At 69.2% G+C, this 23,022-nt stretch carries 22 protein-coding genes; 6 read left to right on the top strand and 16 right to left on the bottom strand.

The window, feature by feature from the left end; all coding sequences use genetic code 11:
- Positions 1–16 precede the first annotated feature (16 nt).
- Entirely contained in the window at positions 17–1,702 is a 1,686-nt protein-coding gene (locus ACWEOI_RS16600; protein WP_452360122.1) for an enoyl-CoA hydratase-related protein, read from the top strand.
- Between the two features lies 1 nt (position 1,703).
- On the opposite strand, the gene ACWEOI_RS16595 is transcribed toward ACWEOI_RS16600, so the two are convergent.
- Positions 1,704–2,018 (bottom strand): DMT family transporter, encoded by a 315-nt coding sequence (locus tag ACWEOI_RS16595; RefSeq protein ID WP_452360121.1) that lies wholly within the window; start codon positions 2,016–2,018, stop codon positions 1,704–1,706.
- 45 nt (positions 2,019–2,063) lie between these two features.
- Positions 2,064–2,399: a DMT family transporter gene (locus ACWEOI_RS16590; RefSeq protein ID WP_452360120.1), complete on the bottom strand. Its 336-nt coding sequence runs from the start codon at positions 2,397–2,399 to the stop codon at positions 2,064–2,066.
- 141 nt (positions 2,400–2,540) lie between these two features.
- On the opposite strand from ACWEOI_RS16590, the gene ACWEOI_RS16585 reads away from it, so the two are divergent.
- Positions 2,541–2,990 (top strand): MarR family winged helix-turn-helix transcriptional regulator, encoded by a 450-nt coding sequence (locus tag ACWEOI_RS16585; protein ID WP_379271788.1) that lies wholly within the window; start codon positions 2,541–2,543, stop codon positions 2,988–2,990.
- A 31-nt stretch (positions 2,991–3,021) separates the two neighbouring features.
- Here ACWEOI_RS16585 and ACWEOI_RS16580 read toward each other — a convergent pair whose 3' ends face one another.
- The 5 genes from ACWEOI_RS16580 to ACWEOI_RS16560 all read right to left on the bottom strand — a co-directional run bounded on the left by ACWEOI_RS16580 (position 3,022) and on the right by ACWEOI_RS16560 (position 9,676).
- Complete coding sequence (locus ACWEOI_RS16580; protein WP_433666494.1) at positions 3,022–4,194, bottom strand: acetyl-CoA C-acyltransferase; 1,173 nt, start codon at positions 4,192–4,194, stop codon at positions 3,022–3,024.
- The gene (locus ACWEOI_RS16575) at positions 4,194–5,291 is read right to left on the bottom strand and encodes a chorismate-binding protein (protein ID WP_452360119.1); all 1,098 of its coding nucleotides are present in this window, start codon (positions 5,289–5,291) and stop codon (positions 4,194–4,196) included. Before ACWEOI_RS16575 ends, ACWEOI_RS16580 begins: the two co-directional genes overlap by 1 nt.
- On the bottom strand, positions 5,284–6,456 hold the full coding sequence (locus ACWEOI_RS16570) for an AMP-binding protein (protein WP_452360118.1): 1,173 nt from the start codon (positions 6,454–6,456) through the stop codon (positions 5,284–5,286). Before ACWEOI_RS16570 ends, ACWEOI_RS16575 begins: the two co-directional genes overlap by 8 nt.
- The gene (menD, locus tag ACWEOI_RS16565; protein ID WP_452360117.1) at positions 6,456–8,153 is read right to left on the bottom strand and encodes a 2-succinyl-5-enolpyruvyl-6-hydroxy-3-cyclohexene-1-carboxylic-acid synthase; all 1,698 of its coding nucleotides are present in this window, start codon (positions 8,151–8,153) and stop codon (positions 6,456–6,458) included. Before menD ends, ACWEOI_RS16570 begins: the two co-directional genes overlap by 1 nt.
- Positions 8,154–8,473: 320 nt before the next feature.
- Positions 8,474–9,676: a cytochrome P450 gene (locus ACWEOI_RS16560; RefSeq protein ID WP_452360116.1), complete on the bottom strand. Its 1,203-nt coding sequence runs from the start codon at positions 9,674–9,676 to the stop codon at positions 8,474–8,476.
- A gap of 160 nt (positions 9,677–9,836) precedes the next feature.
- Here ACWEOI_RS16560 and ACWEOI_RS16555 point away from each other — a divergent pair, with 160 nt between their 5' ends.
- Positions 9,837–10,625 (top strand): SDR family NAD(P)-dependent oxidoreductase, encoded by a 789-nt coding sequence (locus ACWEOI_RS16555; protein ID WP_452360115.1) that lies wholly within the window; start codon positions 9,837–9,839, stop codon positions 10,623–10,625.
- A gap of 12 nt (positions 10,626–10,637) precedes the next feature.
- Here ACWEOI_RS16555 and ACWEOI_RS16550 read toward each other — a convergent pair whose 3' ends face one another.
- Both ACWEOI_RS16550 and ACWEOI_RS16545 read right to left on the bottom strand, forming a co-directional pair.
- Entirely contained in the window at positions 10,638–11,216 is a 579-nt protein-coding gene (locus tag ACWEOI_RS16550) for a TetR family transcriptional regulator (RefSeq protein ID WP_433666488.1), read from the bottom strand.
- Between the two features lie 64 nt (positions 11,217–11,280).
- On the bottom strand, positions 11,281–12,474 hold the full coding sequence (locus ACWEOI_RS16545; protein WP_433666487.1) for a cytochrome P450: 1,194 nt from the start codon (positions 12,472–12,474) through the stop codon (positions 11,281–11,283).
- 192 nt (positions 12,475–12,666) lie between these two features.
- On the opposite strand from ACWEOI_RS16545, the gene ACWEOI_RS16540 reads away from it, so the two are divergent.
- Both ACWEOI_RS16540 and ygiD read left to right on the top strand, forming a co-directional pair.
- Positions 12,667–13,704: a hypothetical protein gene (locus ACWEOI_RS16540; RefSeq protein ID WP_433666486.1), complete on the top strand. Its 1,038-nt coding sequence runs from the start codon at positions 12,667–12,669 to the stop codon at positions 13,702–13,704.
- A 23-nt stretch (positions 13,705–13,727) separates the two neighbouring features.
- Positions 13,728–14,573, top strand: a complete 846-nt coding sequence (gene ygiD, locus ACWEOI_RS16535; protein ID WP_433673407.1) for a 4,5-DOPA-extradiol-dioxygenase — start codon at positions 13,728–13,730, stop codon at positions 14,571–14,573.
- A 6-nt stretch (positions 14,574–14,579) separates the two neighbouring features.
- Here the strand turns inward: ygiD and ACWEOI_RS16530 are convergent, their stop codons facing one another.
- The 6 genes from ACWEOI_RS16530 to ACWEOI_RS16505 form a co-directional block, all read right to left on the bottom strand.
- The gene (locus tag ACWEOI_RS16530) at positions 14,580–15,419 is read right to left on the bottom strand and encodes an IclR family transcriptional regulator domain-containing protein (protein ID WP_433666485.1); all 840 of its coding nucleotides are present in this window, start codon (positions 15,417–15,419) and stop codon (positions 14,580–14,582) included.
- Positions 15,420–15,512: 93 nt separating this feature from the next.
- Complete coding sequence (locus ACWEOI_RS16525) at positions 15,513–16,700, bottom strand: AI-2E family transporter (RefSeq protein WP_452360114.1); 1,188 nt, start codon at positions 16,698–16,700, stop codon at positions 15,513–15,515.
- A gap of 85 nt (positions 16,701–16,785) precedes the next feature.
- Positions 16,786–17,652, bottom strand: a complete 867-nt coding sequence (locus tag ACWEOI_RS16520; protein ID WP_452360113.1) for an alpha/beta fold hydrolase — start codon at positions 17,650–17,652, stop codon at positions 16,786–16,788.
- A gap of 130 nt (positions 17,653–17,782) precedes the next feature.
- A complete protein-coding gene (locus ACWEOI_RS16515; RefSeq protein ID WP_452360112.1) occupies positions 17,783–19,711 on the bottom strand; it encodes a peptidase in 1,929 nt (642 codons plus the stop codon).
- Between the two features lie 43 nt (positions 19,712–19,754).
- A complete protein-coding gene (locus ACWEOI_RS16510; RefSeq protein ID WP_452360111.1) occupies positions 19,755–20,693 on the bottom strand; it encodes a M56 family metallopeptidase in 939 nt (312 codons plus the stop codon).
- Positions 20,690–21,055: a BlaI/MecI/CopY family transcriptional regulator gene (locus tag ACWEOI_RS16505; RefSeq protein ID WP_379279439.1), complete on the bottom strand. Its 366-nt coding sequence runs from the start codon at positions 21,053–21,055 to the stop codon at positions 20,690–20,692. The genes ACWEOI_RS16510 and ACWEOI_RS16505 overlap by 4 nt, the downstream gene beginning before the upstream one ends.
- A gap of 168 nt (positions 21,056–21,223) precedes the next feature.
- On the opposite strand from ACWEOI_RS16505, the gene ACWEOI_RS16500 reads away from it, so the two are divergent.
- Entirely contained in the window at positions 21,224–22,474 is a 1,251-nt protein-coding gene (locus tag ACWEOI_RS16500; protein WP_452360163.1) for a family 1 glycosylhydrolase, read from the top strand.
- Here ACWEOI_RS16500 and ACWEOI_RS16495 read toward each other — a convergent pair.
- Positions 22,446–22,967, bottom strand: a complete 522-nt coding sequence (locus tag ACWEOI_RS16495) for a hypothetical protein (protein ID WP_452360110.1) — start codon at positions 22,965–22,967, stop codon at positions 22,446–22,448. The genes ACWEOI_RS16500 and ACWEOI_RS16495 overlap by 29 nt on opposite strands.
- Positions 22,968–23,022: the final 55 nt, after the last annotated feature.

The following is a 23,022-nucleotide window of genomic DNA, read 5'->3' as shown; positions in this document are numbered from 1 at the left end:
CAAGGGGAGAAGTCCGATGCGAATCCTGCTCGTGGCCGACGCTTTCGACAGCCTGACGCAGCGCATCCGGATCGAGCTGGCCGAGCGGGGTCATCTCATCGGGGTGGAATTGGCGCTCGGTGACGACGCGATCAGGGCCGGGGCGGCGGCCTTCGTGCCCGACCTCATGGTCGGTCTCATGCTCGCCGAACCGGTCCCGGCGGACCTGCGCGCCCGGCACGTGGTGCTGGTCGTGCAGCCGGGACCGGAGGGCGATCACGGTCCGTCGTCACTGGATTGGGCGATCGGCACCAATGCCGCGTCATGGAGCGTCACCGTGCAGCGCGCCGGTGACGCGCCCGGCCTGGGTCCGGTCTGGGCATCGGAATCGTTCCCGATGCGCATGTGCTCCAAGAGCGAGCTGTACCGCACCGAGGTCGCCGACGCCGCGGTGGCCGCCCTGCTGCGCGCGCTGGACCGGTTCGAACAGCACGGCGCCGCACCGATCGACCCGCGCACCGAGGTGACCGCGCCGCCGCACCCGCGCTACGCCCAGTACTTCCGCCGCATCGACTGGGCCCACGACAGCACCACCACGGTGCTGCGCAAACTCCGTGCCGCCGACTCGAATCCGGGCGTGCTCGACGAGCTGTACGGCGGCGAGTACTTCCTCTACGGCGGTCATCTGGAGGACCGGCTGCGTGGCGTTCCGGGCACGGTGATCGCCACCCGCGACGGCGCGATCTGCCGCGCCACCGTCGACGGCGCGGTGTGGATCCCGCAGCTGCGGGCCCACCCGCATCCCGACGGCCCGCCGACGTTCAAACTGCCCGCCACCGACGTACTCGGCCCCGAGTTACTCGCCGATATTCCCGACGTGCCGGTGAGTCCCTGCGAAGCGGCCGTGCGCGTCACCTGGTCGGAACTGCGCTACTACGAATACGACGAGGTCGGCTACCTCGGATTCACCTATGCCGGTGGCGCTCTGAGCACCCGCCAGTGTGAACGCCTGCTGGCGGCCTACCGTCAGGCGTGCACCCGCGCGGTGAAGGTGCTGGTCCTCGGCCCGGCCCGAGACTTCTTCTGTAATGGCATCCAGCTCAATGTGATCGAGGCGGCCCCCGATCCAGCCGCCGAATCCTGGCGCAATATCAACGCTTTCAACGACCTCGTCGAGGCCGTCCTGACCACCACCGACAAGCTCGTGATCTCCGCGCTGCCCGGTAATGCCGCCGCCGGCGGCGTGATGCTGGCCCTGGCCGCCGATGAGGTCTGGTGCCGTGAATCGGTGGTGCTGAACCCGCACTACCGGGTGTCGGGCCTGCGCGGTTCGAAGTACTGGACCTACACCCTGCCCCGCCGGGTGGGCGCGGTGTGCGCCGATCGCCTGACGGGAGAGGCGCTCCCGATCGGCGCCCGCGCCGCCGCCGCGCTGGGCCTGGTGGATCACGCGGTGCCCGGCGATCCCGCGGAGTTCCGCACCTGGGTCCGGCACGCGGCCGCCGCCCTGGCCGCCGACCCCGACCTGCCCGCCCGCATCCACGAGAAGCAGCGCCGCCGCGCGGCCGACGAGGCGGTGAAACCGTTGGCGGCGTACCGCTCCGAGGAGCTCCGACACCTCACCGAGGAGGTGTTCGATCCCGCCTCGCCGTTCCACCGCCTGCGCCACGAGTTCGTGACCAAGTCCGGCCCGCCGAGCACCCCGGCCTACCTGCTCGGGTAGGTCAGGCGGCCAGTCGCAGCACCAGCGCCCCGGCGATGATGGACCCGAAGGCGATCACCTTGGGCGCGTTGATCTTCTCCTTGTAGATGAGCGCGCCCAGGACGACGGTGCCGATCGAGCCGAGGCCCGTCCAGATCGTGTACTCCACCCCGACATCGAGGGTGCGCAGGGCGAGACTGAGCGTGTAGATTCCCGCCGCCGCGGCGGCCAGGGTGAACACCGACGGCCACAGGCGGGTGAACCCCTTGGTGGCATTGGTGCCGAGGGCGAAGGCGACCTCGAAGACGGCGGCGATGAGCAGGTATACCCAGGACATGACGGTTCTCCTCGAAAAGGGTGGAACGGGAACGTGAGTCGGGAATCAGGCGGGAGCGCCGGTGAGCTTGTCGGCGATCTTCAACCCCAGGACGCCGCCGATGATGAGCACGAAGGCCATGACCTTGGCGAGGGTGAACTGCTCGCCGAACACGACCGCCCCGAACAGCACGGTGCCGACCGACCCGATGCCGGTCCACACCGTGTAGCCGACGCCGACGTCGAGGGATTTCAGGGCCAGGCTGAGGAAGAAGATTCCGCCCGCGGCGGCCGCGGCGGTGAGCAGGGACGGGCCCAGGACGGTGAACCCGTGGGTGGCGTTGGTCGCCAGCGCGAAGACGATCTCGAATACGGACGCGATCAGCAGATAGACCCAGGCCATGGGAGCTGCACCCCTTCATGTGATTGTATGTACGTGCAAGTAAATGCTCGCGAAGAAGAGCATGCATGTACATGTAAACTTGTGTCAAGCCTCGGTGGCCGACGTCTCGTCCGGCCACCGCCAGATCGAGGGAGTGAGTCGATGCCGTCGCAGGCCAAGAGCGTGAAAACCGGTGCGGACGCCCAACTCTGGAACCGCATGCTGATCCTGCACGCGCAGGTGGAGAGCCGCCTCGCGACGGCCCTGCAACGCCGCCACGGGCTCGGACTGTCGGAGTACCGGGCGCTGAGCTTCCTCGATCAGGCCCCCGACAGCGAACTGCGCATGCAGGAACTCGCCGACAAGCTGGGCCTGAACCAGAGCTCGGTGACCCGGCTGGTCGGCCGCCTGAACGCGGCCGACTTCACCTACCGCGACCTGTGTCCCGACGACAAGCGCGGGGTGTACACCGTGCTCGCCGACGCCGGACGCGACCGCTACCGCGAGGCCCGCACCACCTACGAGGACACCCTCGCCGCGGCGTTCGCCGAGGTCGCGGCGGGCGACCCTGCGATCGCCGCGATCCTGGCCGCCGCCCGCGCCGCGCACTGAGCCGGGCGCGGCGCGTAACGGGCGGGCTGCGTCAGAGTGCTTCCAGGATCATGGCATTGGCCTGACCGCCGGATTCGCACATGGTCTGCAGCCCATAGCGGCCGCCGCGTTCGTGCAGCGCGTGGACCAGGGTGGCGGTGAGCCGCACCCCGCTGGCCCCGAGCGGATGCCCGAGCGAGATCGCGCCGCCGTGCACATTGACCCGGTCGAGGTCGGCCCCGGTTTCGCGCGCCCACGCCAGCACGACGCTGGCGTACGCCTCGTTGATCTCGATGAGATCGATGTCGTCCAGCGTCAATCCCGTTTGCTTGAGCACCTTCTCGGTGGCGGGCACCACGGCGGTCAGCATGAGGAACGGGTCGTCGCCGACCGCGATGTGGCTGCGAATCCGGGCCAGCGGGGTGAGCCCGAGCCGTTTGGCGTGCTCGCTGGTGGTGACCAGCACCGCCGCGCTGCCGTCGCCGAGCTGGCTGGCATTGCCCGCGGTGATGTGCCAGGCGATCTCCGGGAAGCGTTGGGCGATGGCGTCGTTGTAGAACGACGGCGACAGCGCGCCGAGTCCGGCCGCGGAGGCGTCGAACCGGATGGTCTCGTCGCGGGCCAGGCCATTGATCGGCGGGGTCAGTTCGGCGTCGAACCCGCCGCGCTTGGTGGCCTCGGCGGCACGGCGGTGGCTCTCGAGCGCGTAGTCGTCGAGCTGGCCGCGCCCGAATCCCCATCGCGCGGTGATGAGTTCGGCGCTGATGCCCTGCCACGGCACGCCCTGCGGATAGCGTTCCAGGAACGCCGATCCGGTGAGGTTGTCCACGTCGAGCAGGCTGGTGCCCATCGGGATCCGGCTCACCGACTCCACGCCGGTGGCCACCACCAGATCGCAGTCCCCGGCGATGACCGCGTGCGCGGCGAAGCGCAGCGCCTGCTGGCTGGCGCTGCACTGCCGGTCGATGGTGCTGGCGGGCACCGATTCCGGGAACCCGGCCGCCAGTGAGGCGCGCCGGGTGACATTGGTGGCCTGTTCGCCGACCTGGCTGACCACACCGCCGATGACCTCGTCGATCAGCGCCGGATCGATGCCCGCCTGTTCGACCACGGCGCGCAGGCTGTGCGCCATCAGGTCCACCGGGTGCACGCCGTCGAGCGCGCCGCCTTGTTTTCCCCGTCCGATCGGCGTGCGTACCGCCGCGACGATGACCGCGTCACGCATCACGGGATCCCCAGCACCCGGCGCATGGTCGCCAGCTTGGCCGAGGTCTCGGCGAACTCGGTGTCGATCCGGCTGCGCGACACCACGCCGCCGCCGGTGCGCAGCGTGAGATCGCTGCGGTGTGAATCCAGTTCGAGCCCGCGCAGCGCCATGTGGAACTCGCAGTCGCCGGCGCTGTCGATCCAGCCGACCAGGCCGCCGTAGTAGGCGCGGGCCGGTTCGTAGTCGGCGATCATGCGCCGCGACCCGGTCTGCGGCACCCCGCACACCGCGGGGGAGGGGTGCAGCGCGGCGACCAGCTCTGTCACCGGGATCTCGGGGTCGAGCAGGCGGGCCGTGATGGGGGTTCCCAAGTGCCACAGGCCCGGAGCGGTCACCAGTTCGGGATCGTCGGGATAGTCGAGGTCGGGGCAGAACGCGGACAGGCCCTTCACCATGAAGTCGACCAGGTGCCGGTGCTCGGTCAGGTACTTGTCGTCGAAGAGCAGGGCGCGGGCGCGTTCGCGGTCCGCGGATTCGGGCAGCCGGGTGTCGCGCAGCACGGTTCCGGCCAGCGGCGTCATGGTGATGGTGGCCCCGGATTTCGCCAGGAACAGCTCCGGGCTCGCGCCCATCGTGTACACGCCGGGATGGTCGAGGTGTTCGACGAAGTAGCTGCGCGCGTTCGGGTACAGCTCGGTGATCCGCGCGAACAGGGCCAGCGGATCGACCACGCCGTCGTAGAAGTAGCGTTCGCAGCGCGAGATGACGATCTTCTCGAGCTCGGGTTCGGGGGCGCGCAGCAGGGTCAGCGCGTTGTCGATGTGGCGCAGGTAGTTCGCGATGGCGGCGTCGTTGAACTCGACGTCGGCGCGGAACTCCGGACGCCGGCCGGGCAGCCGCGGGCTCGGGCGGTGCTCGGCGGTCCGCCAGCCCAAATACAGCGAGGACTCGGCGAGCTCGGTGTCGAAGGGGATCGCGCCCGCCACCACATTGCCGTACGCGCCCGCCCGCACCGCGGCCTCCGCCTCGGCGAGATTGTGATAGCAGATCAGCGGCCCTTCCAGGCCTACCGGGCCGTTCGCGCCGGCCAGGCGGAATCGCACGGGATCATGCATGGGAGTGCTCCGATTCGGTGGTGGTCAGTCGGTCGCGCACGGCGCGGCGGTCGATCTTCTGGTTCGGCAGCAACGGCAGCTCGGCGCCGAGGACGAAGCGCTTGGGCACCGCGGCGCGGCCCAGCCGCTGCCGCACGCGTTCGCGCAGCGGCTCCAGGTCGGGGTCCGGAATCGATTGGCGGGTCACGAGATACGCGCCGACGAGTTCGCCCCACTCGCGGTCGGGCACGCCCATGACCACCGCGGACTCGATCCACGGCACGCCGGTCAGGGCCTGTTCGATCGCGACCGCGGACACCTTCACGCCGCCGGTGTTGATCAGGTCGTCGACGCGGCCGGTGGGGACCAGCAGCTCCTGCGACCAGTGCCCGCGGTCCGAGGTGCGGTACCAGCGGGTGCCGCCCTCACGGTAGAAGGGCTGCTCGCCGGTGGCATCGAGATAGCCGTCGGCGACCACGCTGCCGCCGAGATGGATTATGCCGTCGATGATCTCGACCCGCACACCGCGCAACGGCGTGCCGTCGTAGACACAGCCGCCGCAGGTCTCGGTCATGCCGTAGGTGACCACGGCGTCGGTCAGCTCGCGCAGGGCCCGGCCGGTCTCGTCGTCGAGACGGGCGCCGCCGATCAGAATCTTGTCGAAAACCGCCAGGGCGGTACGGGATTCGGCGTCGGCGAGCAACCGGGTGACCTGGGTGGGCACCAGCGAGGTGTAGCGGCGACCGGCGGGCAGCCGCCGGGCCGCGGCGGCGAACGCGGCCGGATCGAAGTGGCCGCCGGGCAGCGTCGTCACCCGGGTGCCGCCGAGCGTGGCCCGCGAGATCACCTGGAAGCCCGCGACGAATCCCGCGGGCAGGCACAGCAGCCAGTCGCCCGCGCCGCCGAGCCGCTCCGAACTCGCCTGCGCCGAGGCGGCCAGGGCGGTGCGGGACAACAGGGTTCGCTTGGGGACGCCGCTGGACCCGGAGGTGGACAGCACCACCGCGGTGGAGGCGGGCACGGTCGGTGGAAGCCCCTGTGCCTGAACGGGATCGGTGATCGGGGCGATGGCCTCGCCGCCGCGGTACGCGAGCTCGATGGCACGGTGGACGGTGTCGACCGCGGCGTCGGGATCCTCGGGCACGAGCAGGGGAGTCAGTGGTATGGCGTCGGACGGGTGTGACATCAGGAGTGCAGCTCCAGCTCGAGATTCAGCGCCGAGACGGCGGTCGCGTCGAACGCCGCCTCCACCGCCTGGCGGGTGCGGGCGTGCACATCACGCAGATCGGTTCGGGTTACAGGGATTTCGAGTACCGACAGTCGACCGGACCGCTGGGCGTGACCCAGTGACGCGGGCAGATCGTCGATCTCGACCGTGGCGTGCGCGACGTCGTAGGCGCGGCACAGGTGAGCGATGTCGATGTTCTGCGGCGTCCCGTAGATCCGTTCGAAAGTGTCGCCGTAGGGTTCGCGCTTGTAGCGGGCGTCGCCCTGCTCGAGCAGCTCGAAGATGCCGCCACCGGCGTCGTTGGACACCACGATGGTCAGGTTCGCGGGCACGCGTTCCAGCCGCCCGGTCTGCAACCCGGACGCGTCGTAGGCGAAGGTCAGGTCGCCCAGCAGCGCGACGACCCGCCGATCGGGGTGGGCGAGCGCGGCTCCGATTGCGGCACTGACGTTTCCGTCGATACCCGCGACCCCGCGATTGGACAGCACGTCCACGCCGGGCGGGATCGGGCCGGTCAGCGAGACGTCGCGGATCGGGTTGGACGCGCCGAGCCACAGCAGGTCGCCGGGGCGCAGGGCGCCGAGCACCGCGTGCGCCACGCCGACCCCGGTGCGGCGGTTGGCGGGCTCAGCCATGGTCCGAGACCAGGCCTCGCGCACGGTCTCGTCGGCGTGGCGGAGTTCGTCGATCCAGTCCGGCGCCAGGGTGCCCGTCCAGCGCGGATTCCGGGACAGCAGTTCGATATCCGGCGCGGCGTAGAGCCAGTCGCCGCCGCCGGCGACGAGCACGGTGCGCACGCCGGGCCGGGCGAGCAGGCGGCCCACATTGCGGTGCAGGGTCGGACGGCCGTAGACCACGACCTGCTCGGGGCGCACCTGATCGAGAACCCAGGGGTGCAGACGCTGCCGGTCGCCGACCGCGACGGTCGGCTCGGCCATCACCGGCACCGGCGGCAGGGCGGCCGGATCCGCCCCGTCGCCGGCGATGACCAGGGTGGACCGGCGCAGGTCGAGCTCGACCACGTCCGGGTGCGCCGGACCCGGGATCTCGGGCATGGCGATCCACGGGGCGCCGCCGGGACGTCCTGCGGGAGAAGTGGTTTCGGGCTGCGGGGGCACGCCCGACGACAGCGGCACGTCGATCTGCACCGGGCCGGGACGGCCGACCAGCTTGCCGGTGCCGATGCCCAGTGTGTGGCAGACCTGCGACCGCAGGATGCCGTTGGCGGTCGCGTCGACCGCGCCGCCGGACCAGGTCTGCTGCACGTGACGGGTCTGCGAGGCGAGCAGCGCGGTCTGGTCCACGGTCTGCGACGCGCCGGTGCCCAGCACGTCGGGCGGGCGATTCGCGGTCACCAGCACCAGCGGCAGATCCGAGTAGTTGGCCTCGGTGACCGCGGGCAGCAGGTTCGACACCGCCGTGCCGGAGGTGGTCACCACGACCGCCGGACGGCCGGTCGCCTTCGTGATCCCCAGTGCCACAAAGGCTGCCGAGCGTTCGTCCAGCCGGACCTGGAGTTCGATCTCTCCGGCCCGCGCGCGCCGCGCCAATTCGAATCCGATCGGGCCGTTGCGAGACCCGGGGCAATACACGAACCAGTGCACGCCATTTCGAATGAGTTCATCGATGACAACGGCCGAGATCACCGCTGGCATGAGGTATTTCCAAACTGAAATGATGTCGTCCCGCGCGAATGCGGAACCTTTTGAAAAATAATCACAAAACAACCCCGACAGCGCGACCCCGACAATTATCCGCTGTTGGTCAGCTGACCCGCAACGCCATGGCAACACGCTATCGGGACGTGGCAGATGCTGTCAATGTGAGCCTTCGCTCTCAACAGCCTTGCAGCTCAGAGCGATTCGGCCACTCTCCGGGGGTGTGATCTGGGCGGGTGGACAGACTTGTCTGTCAATGCCGTTGTCGCACTGCCGTAAGCCAGATTTGTCTGTCTCGGCAGCGCGTATTCACTCGGCTACCACGCAACCGGAAGCGACTTCGGGCCGCGCAGCAACATGCCGGTCTTCCATTCGACATCGGCCGCCGGAATCGCCAAGCGCAATGTCGGATATCGGCGCAGCATCGCGGTCAGCGTGACGTCCAATTCGAGTCGGGCGAGCTGCGCGCCGACGCAGTGATGGAATCCGTGACCGAAAGTCAAGTGCGAGTTGTGATGCCGGGAAAGGTCCAGGGTGTCGGGCTCGGGGAACACCGTCTCGTCGCGATTGGCGGCCTGCAGGTCGACGAAGACCGACTCCCCGGCCCGGATCAGCGTGCCCGAGAGTTCGACGTCCTCGGTGGCGATACGGGGGAACGCGCCGCCGTTGCCGACCTGGATGTAGCGCAGCAGCTCCTCGATGGCGGTCGGGACCAGTCCGGGATCGGCGTGCAGGCGTTCCCATTCGCCGGGTTCGGTGAGCAGCACGTAGGTGAAGTTGGCGATCTGGTTCGCCGTGGTCTCGTGCCCGGCGACCAGCAGGGTGATGCCGAGGGTGATGAGCTCCTCCTCGCTGAGCCGGTCCTCGTTGTCGCGGGCCGCCACCAGCGCGCCCAGCAGGTCGTCCGCCGGTCGCTCGCGGCGCACCGCGATCTGCTCGGTCAGATACCCCGCGACGGCCGCGTAGGCCATCGCGCGCTCCATATCGCTGACGGCGGTGGTGGACATGATCGCGTCGGAGAAATCACGGAAGCGATGCTGGTCTTCGGCTGGGACACCGAGCATTTCGCAGATGACGGTGACCGGCAGCGGCAACGCGAGCGCCGCCACCAGATCGGCGGGGGAGCCCGCGGCCTCCATGGCGGTGAGCAGGTCCTCGACGATGCGTTCGGCGCGCGGGCGCAGCTGCTGAACCCGGCGCGAGGTGAAGGCGGTCATGGTGAGTTTGCGGAGCCGGGTCAGCTCCGGCGGGTCCATGCTCGTCGGAATGTTCGGCAGCGCAGGGGTTTCCCGCACCCGCGGCACATCCAACCGCCCCACGGTGGCGGCACGGCTGAAGCGGGGATCGCTGAGCACCGAGCGCACGTCCGCGTAGCGGGTGACGAGCCAGGCCTCGCCGCCGTACGGCAGCAGGATGCGCGAAATCGGTTCCTCGCGTTGCAGTTTCGCCGCGAGCGGCGGCGGATCGAGCCGGACCGGCTCCCCGAACGGGTAGGGGCGGGCTTCGGTGTGTGCGGTCACGCGGTACTCCCTGTTTTTGGGACGTGACCTTAGTTGTCCGCACACCTTCGCGCCTCGCCGAACGACGTCTCGCTGCCTGATCGGCTCCGGCCGCGACCATAGACTCGGCCACGGCGCGAACCACGGCCGCGCGGTCGTCCCCTGCGAAGGAGTGTCGCTCGTGAACATCGATCTGACCGGCAAGACCGCACTCGTCACCGGCTCCACCCAGGGCATCGGGCTGGCCATCGCCGCCGGACTGGCCCGGAGTGGTGCGCGGGTCGCCGTGAACGGCCGCACCGCCGACCGGGTCGAGTCCGCCGTCGCCGAACTGCGGATCACCGGGGCCGACGCGCACGGCGTCACCGCCGACGTCGCCACCGCCGAGGGCGTGGATCGGCTGCTGAACGAACTGCCCGCCGTCGACATCCTGGTGAACAATCTCGGGATCTTCGGAGCCGTGCCCGCCCGCGAGATCACCGACGCCCAGTGGCGCGCCTACTTCGAGGTCAATGTGCTGGCCGCGGCCCGGCTGATCCGCACCTACCTGCCGGGCATGATCGACCGGGGCTGGGGCCGCGCACTGCAGATCGCCAGCGACTCGGCCATCGTGATCCCCGAGGAGATGATCCACTACGGGGTGTCCAAGACGGCGCTGCTGGCGCTGTCGCGCGGATTCGCGAAAGACGCTGCCGGAAGCGGGGTCACGGTCAACTCGGTCATCGCCGGGCCGACCCACACCGCCGGGGTGGAGGACTTCGTCTACCAGCTGGTGGACCCCGAGCTGCCGTGGGATCAGGCGCAGCGTGAGTTCATGCGCGCCCACCGGCCGCAATCGCTGATCCAGCGACTCATCGAGCCCGAGGAGATCGCGAACATGGTGGTCTACCTCAGCTCCTCGTTCGCCTCGGCCACCACGGGTGGCGCGCTGCGGGGCGACGGCGGCTACGTCGACTCGATCCTGCCGTAGACCGCGCGCCCGCTAGCCCGGCAGCGCCGCGAGATACGGGGCCACCAGCTCCCGCGCCCGCGCTTCGACCACCGTCGGCTCGGTGCCCGCCTCGACCATCCGGGTCGCGGCGTGCACGATCGCGTTCACCAGCTCGGCGGTGAGCTCCGGATCGGCCGCCCCCAGCTCCGCCAGCGCGGCCGTGAGCGGCGTGGTGAGCCCGTCGTGCAACTGCCGCGCGCGCCCGGCCATGTCGTTGTCCGGCAGGGCGGACGCGAGCGCCCGCGCCACCGCGTGCTCGCCCTCCACCACGAGATCGATATTGGCGGTGATGTATTCGAGCACCCGCTCCGCCGGAGTCGCGGCCCGGCCCATCTGCTCGGCGATGCGCGCACTCCACCGCGGGAACGCGTCCTCCATCACCGCGATCAGCAGATCGTCGCGCGACTTGAAGTACTGGTAGACGCTGGGCCGCGCGAGCCCGGTCCGGGTCGCGACCTCGGTCAGCGTGGGCACCTGCCCGGCCGTCAGCACATCCCGCGCCGCGTCGAGCAGCGCGCGCCGCTGGGCCGCGTGGTGTTCGGCGACGGTCGCCGCCCGGATCTTCGGCACAGCGCCGGGACCTCCTCGCCGGATCGGGTGAATGGTCCCGACAGTCTCCCATTCACCCGATCGTTCAGCGGCAGGTGACCGGTAGTTCGCTGAGACCGTGGATGACCAGGCTCGGCCGCCAGCGCAACCGCTCGCGATCCTCGACGGTGAGCGCGGGGAACCGGGCGAGCAGACGAGCCAGGGCGATATCGGCCTCGAGCCGGGCCAGCGGCGCGCCCAGGCAGAAGTGGGCTCCGTAGCCGAAAGCGATGTGGTGGTTGTCGATTCGGTCGGCGTGGAAGGTGTGGGGATCGTCGAAGCGGGTGTGGTCGCGATTGCCCGCGCCGAGGGCCACCATGAGCAACTCGCCGGCCTCGATGCGGACCTCGCCGAGGGTGAGCGGCGCCGTCGTGTAGCGGAAGGTCGCGATATTGACCGGGCTGTGGAAGCGCAGGACCTCTTCCCGGAAAGTCTTGGCGGCCACCGGATCCGTGGCGATCCGGGTCCGGGCTTCGGGATCGTCGGGCAGTTCGAGGACGCTGCTGCCGATGAGATTCACCGTCGTCTCGTGTCCGGCGACGAGCAGCAGCAGGGCATTGGACCGGAGCTCGTCGGAAGTGAGCCGATCGCCTTCCTCGGCCGCGCGGATCAGCGCCGAGAGCACATCGGTCCCGCCGTCGGCCCGGTGGCCGGCGATCAGATCGTCGAAGTACTTCGCCAATTGCGCATTGGCATCGGCCTTCGACTCGTGACTCCGCGCACTGACCATTTCGCTCGACCAGCGCTGGAAGTCGGAGCGGTCGGCGGCGGGCACGCCGAGCAGTTCGCAGATGACGGTGATCGGCAGCGGGAAGGCGAACTCCCGCAGCAGATCCACCGTCGTGCCGGGCGTGATGGCGTCGAGCAGTTGGTCGGCGATGGCGGTGATGCGCGGCGCGAGCGCGGCGACGGCGGCCGGGGTGAACGCCCGATCGACCAGCTTGCGCATCCGGGTGTGGTCCGGCGGATCGGCATTGAGCATGTGCTGTCTGTTGCCCGGATCCGCGACGGTCGCACCCGCCACCAGCCGATCGTCGTCGGCCACCGCTTGCAGGTTCTTGCTGACTGTCGGGGCGGTCAGCACCTGCCGCGCGGCAGTGTAATCCGTTACGAGCCAACCGATCACGCCGTGCGGGAACTGCACGTGATGGACCGGCCCGAGCTCGCGTAGCCGCGCGTAGACGGCGTGCGGGTCCTGGAAGAACTCATCGGTCAACACGATCAGCCGCTCGTCGATCAAGACAACCCCCGGAGGTGTATGCGTCCGTAGCGGAGAACCGGTCCGAGACGGGGACGGACCTGTCACCCAGGGTAGGCGCTGGCCGGCGGTTGTGGCGCGTTGCGGCGGGAATCGGACGCGTATGAGGCACGATGACGAGAATCGGTGATTGCTGAGTTGTTGCCAGTCCGTTCGTGGGAAGGCGGGATCGCTGTGATCAGTGCGGCCTCGGAGGCGGTTTCGGGGAACCCGGCCCCATTCACCTGGGTGACCGCGGTGTCCATGCTCGTCTTCTGCGCGATCCTCTGGGTGATCGTCGACTACATGCGGGTGCACCCGCGTCCGGCGACCTGGGTGTGGGGGCTGTCGCTGCTGACGTTCCCGCTGTGGATCTGGGGACCCGGGCGCGATATCGGGCTGGTGAACTGGTTCTCGTGGGCCAAGATCCTGTCGGTGCTGATTCCGCTGACCATCGTCGGATTGATGCGCGTCGCGGTGGCCGAGCAGCGGGTGGGGCGGTTCTGGGACCTCCTGCGCAATCCGCGGTTCCTGTGGTTCCCGTACGCGATCCTGTTCCTCAATATCGCCGAGGCCACGCTGCGGGACGCGGAGATCGGGAACTACTGGAACGCGGCGGTGGGACTCGGCCTGTGCCTGACGATCCCGTACTCGCCGCGGTTCTGGGAGATCCTGCCGGGCCGCAATGCCGAGCTCGTCGCCTACACCACCATGGCGTGGAACTTCCTCTACACCACCTGGAATCTGTGTTTCACCTTCGGCGGATATCCGCCCGAGGAGGAGCATTTCGCGGCCAGCGTCTGCATTCTCGCGGTCGCGGAGATCTATCCGCTGGTGAAGCGGCGGCCCGAGCTCTACATCATGGCGCGCATCTACACGCTGCCGGTGCTGATGCTGGTGATCGCCATCTACAACCTCTTCCCGAAGGTGATGCCCTCGGACGGCTGGTTCGACAACGATGTCTGGATCGTCTGGGGCATAGTCAATTTCGTGCTCACCGTGCCGTACCTGTTCTGGTACACCTGGCAGCTCGAATCCGACCGGTCGTTCATCTCCTTCCGGCGCGGCAGGGCCCGCGAGGAGTTCGTCCGGCTGCACGGCGACACCATCGACCAGCTGATGGACATCAACCTCTCGCTCGACGCCGCCGTCGACAACCACGGCCGGACCCGTACCCGCGGACCGCAGCCCCCGCGCCCCGCCCCGGCGTCGGAGGTCGGTGATCCGCGATGACCGCCGCCGACCCGGCCGCCCTCATGCCCGCCGCGTTCCTGGGCCACGGCAGCCCGATGAACGCGCTGGAGAGCAACCGGTACACGCAGGCGTGGGAGGCGTTCGGCCGCAGCGTGCCCCGCCCGCGCGCCATCCTCATCGTGTCCGCGCACTGGTACATCAACGCGACCGCGGTCACCGTGATGCCGCGCCCGCGGACAATCCACGACTTCTACGGCTTTCCGCCCGAACTGTTCGCCGTCCAGTACCCCGCACCCGGGCTGCCCGCGCTGTTCGAGGAGGTCAGCGAGGCGGTCAAGCCGAACTGGGTCGGCGCGGACACCGACAGCTGGGGCATCGACCACGGGTCCTGGTCGGTGTTGCGGCACGCCTTCCCCGACGCCGACATCCCGGTCGTGCAGCTGAGCATCAATGCCGACAAGCCCCTCGAATACCATCTCGAGCTCGGCATCCGGCTGCACGCGTTGCGCGAGAGCGGGATTCTCATCGTCGGCAGCGGCAATGTGGTGCACAATCTGCGCGGCATCGACCCCAGCCGACCCGACACCGGCTTCGACTGGGCCCGCCGCTTCGACGAAGCCGCCCAGAACCTCATGCTGAACCGGCCCGCGGACATCCTGGCGCTGACCGACCAGCGCGACTACTCCCTCGCGGTGCCGACCCCCGACCACTTCATCCCGCTGCTGTATCTCGCGGGATTGGCCGCCGCCGCGTCCGAGGACACCGAGACGCTGGTCGACGGTTACAGCTACGGCTCGCTGTCCATGACAGCCTATTCGCTCGGAATCTCTTGCCCCGGAGCCGATTCCGGCTCGGGTGGGGCCGCCGAACTGCCCGACGGCATCCCGGCCGACGGCACCAACAGCTGACCGGCCTCAGGCCAGCCGGGCGCGCGTCCGCAACGGCGGTTCGAGCGGCTCGGCCCCCATCGACCCGTCGGCGAACATCTCCGCGGCGGTGCGGCGGGCGGCGGTGAACACCAGCGGCGCGATCCGCCGCAGTTCCAGCTCGCCCCGGGTGGCCAGCGAGATCGCGGCGACCGGTCCGTCCGGGCCCAGCACCGGCACGGCGACGGCGCTGATCCCCATCTCGCACGTGGTCCCCAGCGAGACCGCCAGCCCATTGCGCTGCCGCACCCGATACAGGTCGGCCTGGACCGCCCGCCGGCGCGCGATCGGCCGAACGGTGGAGCTGCGCAAGGGAAGTCGCAACACCCGGTCCGCGTCCTCGGGAGTCATCGAGGCCAGCAGCGCCAGCCCGCACACCGTCTGCGTCGCGTCCAGCCGCGCCCCGACCCGCGACGGAATGGACGCCGCGTGCGGTCCGCCCACCTTGTCCAGGTAGTGGACGGTATTGCCCTCGAGCACCGCCAGATGCGCGACGGCCCCGGTCGCCACATGCAGATCCGACAAAGCCGCCGAGGCCGCGGCCCGAATGTCCTCGAAGTCGGTGATCCGCGCGAGCCGCCGCGTCCGCGCGCCCAGTCGATACCCCTGCTCGTCGTGCACGAGCCACTGCAGTTCGGTCAACTGGCATGCCAGCCGGAAGGTGGTGGATCGCGGCAGCCCGGTCCGATCGGTGATGTCCTCGAGCCGCAGGCACTCCCGCCCACTGTCGAACGCGTCCAGAATGGCCGACATCCGCTCGATGACCCCGGAGCGCGATTCCCGAATGGCGGTGTCGCCGCCGACGGGCGGCTGGTCCGTCACCGTCATGCACTGTCCTCTCACCAAGCTTCGCTCCACCGCAGCGTACGACGCGGGCGAGCCGGGCGGAATACGAGCCGACCGATTGGTCCGGCCGAGGGATCAGTCGTGCGCGGTCGGCGCCGGCGTCTCCACGTCGTAGCGGCGGACGTAGGCGGACAGGAAGGCCTGCGCGGTGGCCGTGACCGGGATCGCGAGCAGGGCGCCGGTCGCGCCGAAGAGGGCCGCGCCCGCCAGGACCGCACCGAAGGCGACCGCCGGGTGCATGTCCAGGGTGGTCGCGGTGATGCGGGGCTGCAGGACGTAGTTCTCGAATTGCTGGTAGACGACGATGAATCCGAGAATCCACAGCGCCGTGCGCGGCTCGTGGGCCAGGGCGACCATGACCGGGAGCGCGCCCGCGAGATAGGTGCCGACGGTCGGGATGAACTGGGAGACGACGCCGACCCACAGAGCCAGGGCGAAGGCGGACGGGATCCCGAGGACTCGCATGGCGGCGTAGTGCGCCAGGGCCGAGCAGGCCGCGAGCAGCGCGCGGGAGTACAGGTAGCCGCCGGTCTTCTCGACCGCGATGTCCCAGGCGCGCAACACATGCCGCTGGCGCTTCGGCGGCAGCAGCGAGCAGACCGCATTGCGGAAGCGCGGGCCGTCGGCGGCGAAGTAGAAGGTGAACAGCAGGACACCCAGACCTTGGAAGAGCACGCCGAGCGCGGTGGTGCCGATGCCCCACACATCGTCGGCGAGGTCCAGCGCCCAGGTCTGGAGCTTGGCGCTGAGTTCCGAGGTGCGGTCGGTGATGTCGGCGACCGAGAGGTCGGTGTGGAAGGTGTCGTTGATCCAGGTGACCACGCTCTGGGTATCGTGCGGCAGGTTCTCGATCAGCGAAGACACCTGCCCGACCACCAATTCGCCCATGGTCCAGACGAATCCGACCAGCACCGCGGTCACGATCGCGAACACCGCCCCCGTCGCCGCCCCGCGCTTCCAGCCGCGCGCGGCCAGCCAGTTCACCGCGGGTTCGATCGCGAAGGCCAGGAACAGCGACACCACCAGCACGGTCAGCAGCCCTTGCAGCCGGGTCAGCGCCCAGAAGGTCACCACGATGCCCGCGACCGTGGCCGCCGCCAGCAGGTAGGCCCGCGGCAGCCAGGCGGGGAACACCGAGGCCACCAGGGCGTCGGGCCGGACGCCCGCGTCGTCGGCGTCCTGGACCTTCGCGGCGGTGTCCTCGGATTTCGCGTCCTGGGCGTTGGTCTCGCCGTCTCCGGCGGGGGATTTCTCAGCGGCCACACCGCCAACCTAGCGGCGACCCGCCCCGCCGACCCGGCCGCGCCGCCGCGTGTTGCTGGGAAATGCGGCGGTGCGGCCACGGTGGTCAGGACACCGTGCGGGTGAGGAATTCCCGGATCAGCGCGGCGATCTCGGGGCCGTGGGTTTCCAGGGCGAAGTGACCCGCGTCGAGCAGGTGCAGCTCGGCGTCGGGCAGATCGCGCAGATAGGCGCGGGCGCCGTCGGCTCCGAAGATCTCGTCGTGTTCGCCCCAGGTGATCAGCACCGGCGGACGGTGTTCGGCGAAGTACTTCTGGAAGGCCGGGTAGCCGTCCAGGTTGAACTGGTAGTCCCAGAACAACTGGAGCTGAATCTCCTTGTTGCCCGGGCGATCCAGATACGCCTGATCGATGGTCCAGCTGTCCGGGCTGACCAGGTCCTGCCGATCGGCCGGGACGCCGTGCAGGTACTGCCACCGTGTCGCGTCGGCCTCGAGCAGCTTCCGCACGCCCGGCTCGTTGGCAGCGCGGTCCTTGGCGTGCGCGAAGAGGATGTCCCAGAACGGGGTGAAGCCCTCGAGATAGGCGTTGCCGCTCTGGGTGATGATCGCGGTGACGCGCTCGGGATGGGCGGCGGCGATACGCAGGCCGATCGGCGCGCCGTAGTCGTGGATGTAGAGGGCGAATCGGTCGAGGCCGAGCGCGTCGAGCAGGCCCTCGGTGATCTCGGTGAGTTTGTCGAAGCTGTAGTCGAATTCGTGCGCCTGCGGCATGGCCGAGCGGCCGAAGCCGATGTGGTCGGGCGCGATCAGGTGGAAGTCGTCGCCCAGGTCGCGCATCAAGGTGCGGAACATGGCCGAGCTGCTGGGGAATCCGTGCAGCAGCACGAGGGTGGGCTTGGAGGGGTCGCCCGCCTCGCGGTAGAAGACGGGCAGGCCCTGGATCTCGATGGTGTGGTGGCGCACGGCGGTCATGTTCTCGGCCTTCCGATTTCGTACCGATCAGTCTTTCTAACCGGTTATTGATTGATAGAAGGTTAGAGAGCCCGGGTATGTTCCGCCGCACGCCGAATTCACTGTGTGATCGCCGTCACACTCCGGCGATTTACCCCCTGACCTGCGACCACAGTCGCAGATAGACCTCCGCGCCGTGGAAGACGTCGGTCATGATCTCCGGTCCGCCGAGCACCCGGACCGCCTCGAGCCAGTCCGCGTAGTTGCCGTAGGTGGCGGTGCCGTCGGCATTGATGTCGAAAGTCCGCTCGCCCCAGCGTTCCCGGTCGAAGGTCACCGCGCCGTCGTGGGAGGTGAACGGGTACTGGATCACGCCCGCGCCCAGCGGCGCGCCCTGACCGCCGAGTCCGTTCATGTCCGAGCCGAAGCCGAACCCGAAATCACCGGGACGCTGCATCGCCCGGGCCTCCTTCCATGCCTTGACGAATCCCGCGGGCCCGCCCGCGTACGGGGTGGCGAATCCGCCTACCGCGTAGACGCGTTGGGTGGTGCGCTCGGAATCCCAGCCGTGCGAGGACAACACGCCCGGGTAGTGCCGGGCCTCGATGATGGACATGACCTCGTCCGCGGTGGCCTCGCTCAGGTGATCGATCTCGATCAGGAAGCCCTGGTCGATCATCTTGTTGATCAGGTATCTGCCCAGCTCGGTCAGTTCGCGTGCGTTGCAATGCGTTCCGGCCGGGTACAGGGGGAGCGGGGCGCCGCCGAGCAGCGGACCGGTGAGCTTGGCCAGGAGCTGGTTGATGTCACCGGCGATCGGCACCGACGGTTGCGGCTGGTCGTGGCCGGGGCCGGTGCAGGGCTGCACATTCCAGAAGGTGCCGGTCTGCAGGAAGTTTCCGGCGTTGACCAGCAGGCCGGTGGTGTTGCTGTCCATCTTGGTGCCGCCGAAGGCATTGTCGAACTTGTGGACCGGGAAGAAACTGCTGACGCCGAGCGCGCGCAGTTCGCCCAGCCACCGGTCGACATCGGCGGTGCCGCACTTGGGTTGGCCGAGGAAGACGCCGCAGCCCATCGGGTCGGACAGTTCCATGCCGAGGATCACCGCGAGCTTGCCCGACGCCGCCACCTGACGCGCCTGCGCGGGATCGGTGACGATGCGGAAGAAGCCCTGGCCGGGTCCGCCCGCCTGGGCGTCGATGTAGTCCTGGAGGGCGCGCATGTCCGCGGCCTGGGTGCGCACGGAAGTCATGTCGTCGCACGGGTTCCGGCGGTCGGTCATGATCGTGCACAGCGACTCGTTGTCGACCAGGTCCACGGTCATCACCCGCAGGCCCGCCTTCCAGCTGCGCTGGATGCTGGTCCAGTAGGTGCCCTCGGTGCTGAGCTTGGAGGGTTTGGGCCAGTCCCGGAAGGTCGGCCACCCGGCGGTATCGGATGCGCGGGGGCCGCCGTAGTCGAGGAAATCGGCGACCAGGCCGTTGGACCCGGTGCGGTCGGACGCGCAGTCGGGCAGCGCGTAGGTCACGCCGTAGGGATGCCACGGGCGGCCGCAATGGAAGTCGCCGCCCAGGAATTCGTAGGCGGAGACGTGCACGTGCGCGTCGATGGTCCCGATGATCGAACCGTCCGCGCCGACGCTTCGGCCGGGGGTGCCGGTGGCGCTGTCCTGGGCTTCGGGGAAGTCCGCGCAGCCGGATTCGGGGACGAACGTGGCCGGGGTGCTGGTCTTGGTCGCGGCGTTCGAGAGCGTGAATCCGCTTGTGCCGGAACCCTCCACCTTCCAGACCGCGGTGACGGACGGATTCTTCGCGGGGTGGATCGAGCCCGCCGAGGCGTCGACGACCTCCTTGGTCCGTCCGTACAGCAGGTACTCGCCGAGCGTGGTCGCGTGCATCCGGAACGGTCCCGCGGCCGGCGCCAACGGTCCTGCGGGGGTGTCGATGCGGTAGCAGCCGTTGACCAGGGAGTAGCGGGTCTGCGACGGATCGGGGGCGGGGTCAGCGGTCGCGAAACCGGTGCCGGGGCCGAGGGTTCCCGCGGCCAGCAGAACCGTGGCGAGGGCTGGTAGGTACTTCACGCCGACGAAAATACTATGCAGCATAGTTTTTCGCGGATGAATCTCAGATCATGATCAGATAGGCGACCGCGGTGATCGATCCGATGGCGACGACCGACGCCGCGGGAGCCAGCAGAATCGTCCCGACGACCAGGAGCAGCGCCCGGCGGCGCACGGCGGCGCGGGATTCCGGTGGGGCCGAGAGGCATTGCAGCCGCAGCTCCAGCGACTTGTCGACCAGGTCCAGCGCGGTGGTCGTGCGTGAGGCGACCGTCCGCAACGCGGCCGCGAGTGCCTGCGGGCCGGCCTCGGCCGCGGCCGCGCGATCGGCGGCGAGCTCGATCAGCGTGGCCATGGCCGCCGGTGCGGCGGCGAACAGCGGGATCCACGGGAACGCGCGCGCGAAAACCTGGCAGACGCCGAGGATCTGATGATGGAATCCGCGCAGATGCGCGTGCTCGTGGGCGAGCACCGCCCGCCACTGCGCCTCGGTCAGACACCGTGCGAGACCGTCGGTGACCACGACATACCCGCCGCGGCCCGCGACACTGTAGGCCAGCGGCACCGGATGTTCGAGCCACACCAGGTCCGCGCGGGCGGTGTCGGCGCGGCCCAGCACCTCGACCAGCTCATTGTGCTTGCGGCGCAGGGCCGCTCCGCGTTCCCGATGCCCGAGGGCGATCCGCGCCAGCTGACCGGTCGGTGCGGTGAATCCGATGGCGGTCACCGGCGCGACCAGCCCCGCCGTCCAGGTGACGACGATCGGCTCGAGCGCGCCCAGGCACGTCAGGGCACTGCCGACGAAAGTCTCGCCCGGCGGATAACCCGGCCACGCCAGCGCGATCAATGCCAGCGCGACGTACCCGAGCGCCGCGGCGAACGCACCCAGCCAGGCCGCCATCCCAATCGCGGGGGCGGCGCTGAAATCGATGCGGGACAACGCCGCCGGGGTGGCCACCGCGACCGCGCCGGCGGCCACCAGCAGGGCCGCGATCAGGATCACCGGCGGTGCTCGTCGTCGGACAGGCCCCGCCGCAGCGCCTCGACCTCGTGGGCGCTGGCGGTGCGGGCCAGATGCAGGAGCACCGCCGGCGCGTCGGGGCTGGCGTCGAGGATTTCGCGCAGCAGGTCGGTGGTCGCCTCGGCGCGCGTGCGGCTGGGGCGGTAGCGGTAGGAGCGGCCGACCTTCTCGCGCAGCAGCCACTGCTTTTCCCACAGGTGGGTCAATACCGTCAATACCGTGGTGTACGCGGGAACTCGCTGGTCATCGCTGAGCCGATCGACCACGTCGTGAACCGACAGCGCCTCGGAACTGTCCCACAGCACGGCCATCACCCGGCTCTCGAGTGCGCCCAGTCCTTTCATCACCCTCCTCGGTTCGACGGCCAATCTACTATTCGCCATAGTTTCCCGAGGCGTGATACCCATCCTCTATCGGAACGCCACGGAAACGGCTCTCCGACAGGTACTCTCGATGCGGTGGGACAACGTGTGCTGTTCTCGCTCGTGTGTATCGTTCTGGCGGCCTGGGGTGTGGTCGTCACGCCCGGAAAGGCCACCGCCGATTCGTGGTTACCCTCGGTGGGCGGGAATTTCCTCTGGGGCGTGTCCAGTTCCGGATTCCAGAGCGAAGGCTTTGCGCCGGACAGTAATTGGAGCCGGTTCGCCGGATCCGGTCGCGCCGAAGGATATGGGAACTCCGTCGACTTCCTGCATCGATACGGCGAGGATATTCAGAATGCGGCCGACTTGGGTGTCGGCGTCTATCGGGTGAGCGTGGAATGGGCACGCGTGCAACCCAGCCCCGGTGAATGGGATTTCTCCTTCTACGACAGCATGATTGCGCGGATTCGCGGCGCCGGAATGCGGCCGATGATCACCCTCGACCACTGGGTGTTCCCGGGCTGGGCGGTCGATCGCGGCGGCTGGCGCAACCCAGGAATGGTCGAGGACTGGCTCACCAATGCCCGTGCGGTGGTGGACCGTTACGCGAGCGCCGACCCGCTGTGGGTCACCTTCAACGAGCCCCTCGCCTACGTCGGCAAGGAGCAGGAGATCGGCGATATCGGCGCGGGCGACGTGGTGCCCATGATCGATCGGATGATCGCGGCGCACCGCGCGATCTACGACCACATCCACGCCCGGCAGGGCGGCGCGATGGTCACCAGCAATATCGCCTTCACCTCGGTCGGCGCGGACCAGGCCGACGCGTCCTTCATCGACCGGATCGCGGACAAGATCGACTACGTCGGCGTCGACTACTACTACGGCGGATCGCTGAGCAACCCGCCGAATGTGCTCGCGCAGCTCACCAACCAGCCGTCGCCCCTCATCCTGGAGCCCGACGGCATCTACTACGCGCTGCGCCGCTACGCCCACCGGTTCCCGGGCCGCCCCCTCTACGTCGTCGAGAACGGCATGCCCACCTACGGCGGATCGGCCACCACCGACGGCATGACCCGCGCGGACAACCTGCGCGACACCGTCTACTGGGTGCAACGCGCCAAGGCCGACGGCATGAACGTCATCGGCTACAACTATTGGAGCATCACCGACAACTACGAGTGGGGCAGTTACGCACCGCGTTTCGGCCTGTACACCGTGGACGTGACCAGCGATCCCGGCCTGTCCCGCCGCCCCACGCCCGCGGTTCCGGCGTTCCGGGACATCGCCCTGTCGGGCGGCGTCCCCGCGCGCTACGTACCCACCCGGGCTCCGGCCCTGTGCTCCATCCAGGACCTGCCCTCCAGCTGCGTCAACCCCGTAGCGGCTCCGGGTCGCTGACCCAGTCCCCGTCGTGGGCGTTCAACTCGTGTCGCATCGTCTGCCGGAGTCGATCGAGCGCCCGGAGGAAGGGCTCGTGGACCGCGTGCCACTCCGGTGAACCAGCGGGCCGTCGCCCGACGGTCATGCTGGTCTCGATCAGGGCTTCCCGGATATCGCGCAGCTTCCGATACGCCTCCGCGGCGTCCTCCCGGACCGCCCTGGCCGCCACCAGATCCAGCTCGTACCCCACCGCCACCAACGAGAAGGACCGGAAGGCCGCGGTCACGGCCTCCCGGTCCAAGGGTGTCGGCTCGTGCAATCCCAGCGCCTGCATGGCGGTATCGGTCTGCACGAGTGTGGTCAGGTACTTCACGTAGATCTCACGCTTGGTGTCACCGAACCGCTGGGACTTCTCCCGGCGCGCCCGGGTCGCATCGATCGCGAGCGTGGTCGCGGCCCCGACGACCGCCCCTCCCAGCGTCCCGACGACCGCCAACCATTCCAATGCCACTACTGCCCCCGGTCGCCTGAAATCGGGTGCCGGATCTCGGTCCGGTACCCGCTCC

Source organism: Nocardia sp. NPDC004340 (assembly GCF_053602575.1).
The sequence above is the reverse complement of the archived record's forward strand: the minus strand, read 5'-3'. Positions and strand labels throughout refer to the sequence as shown.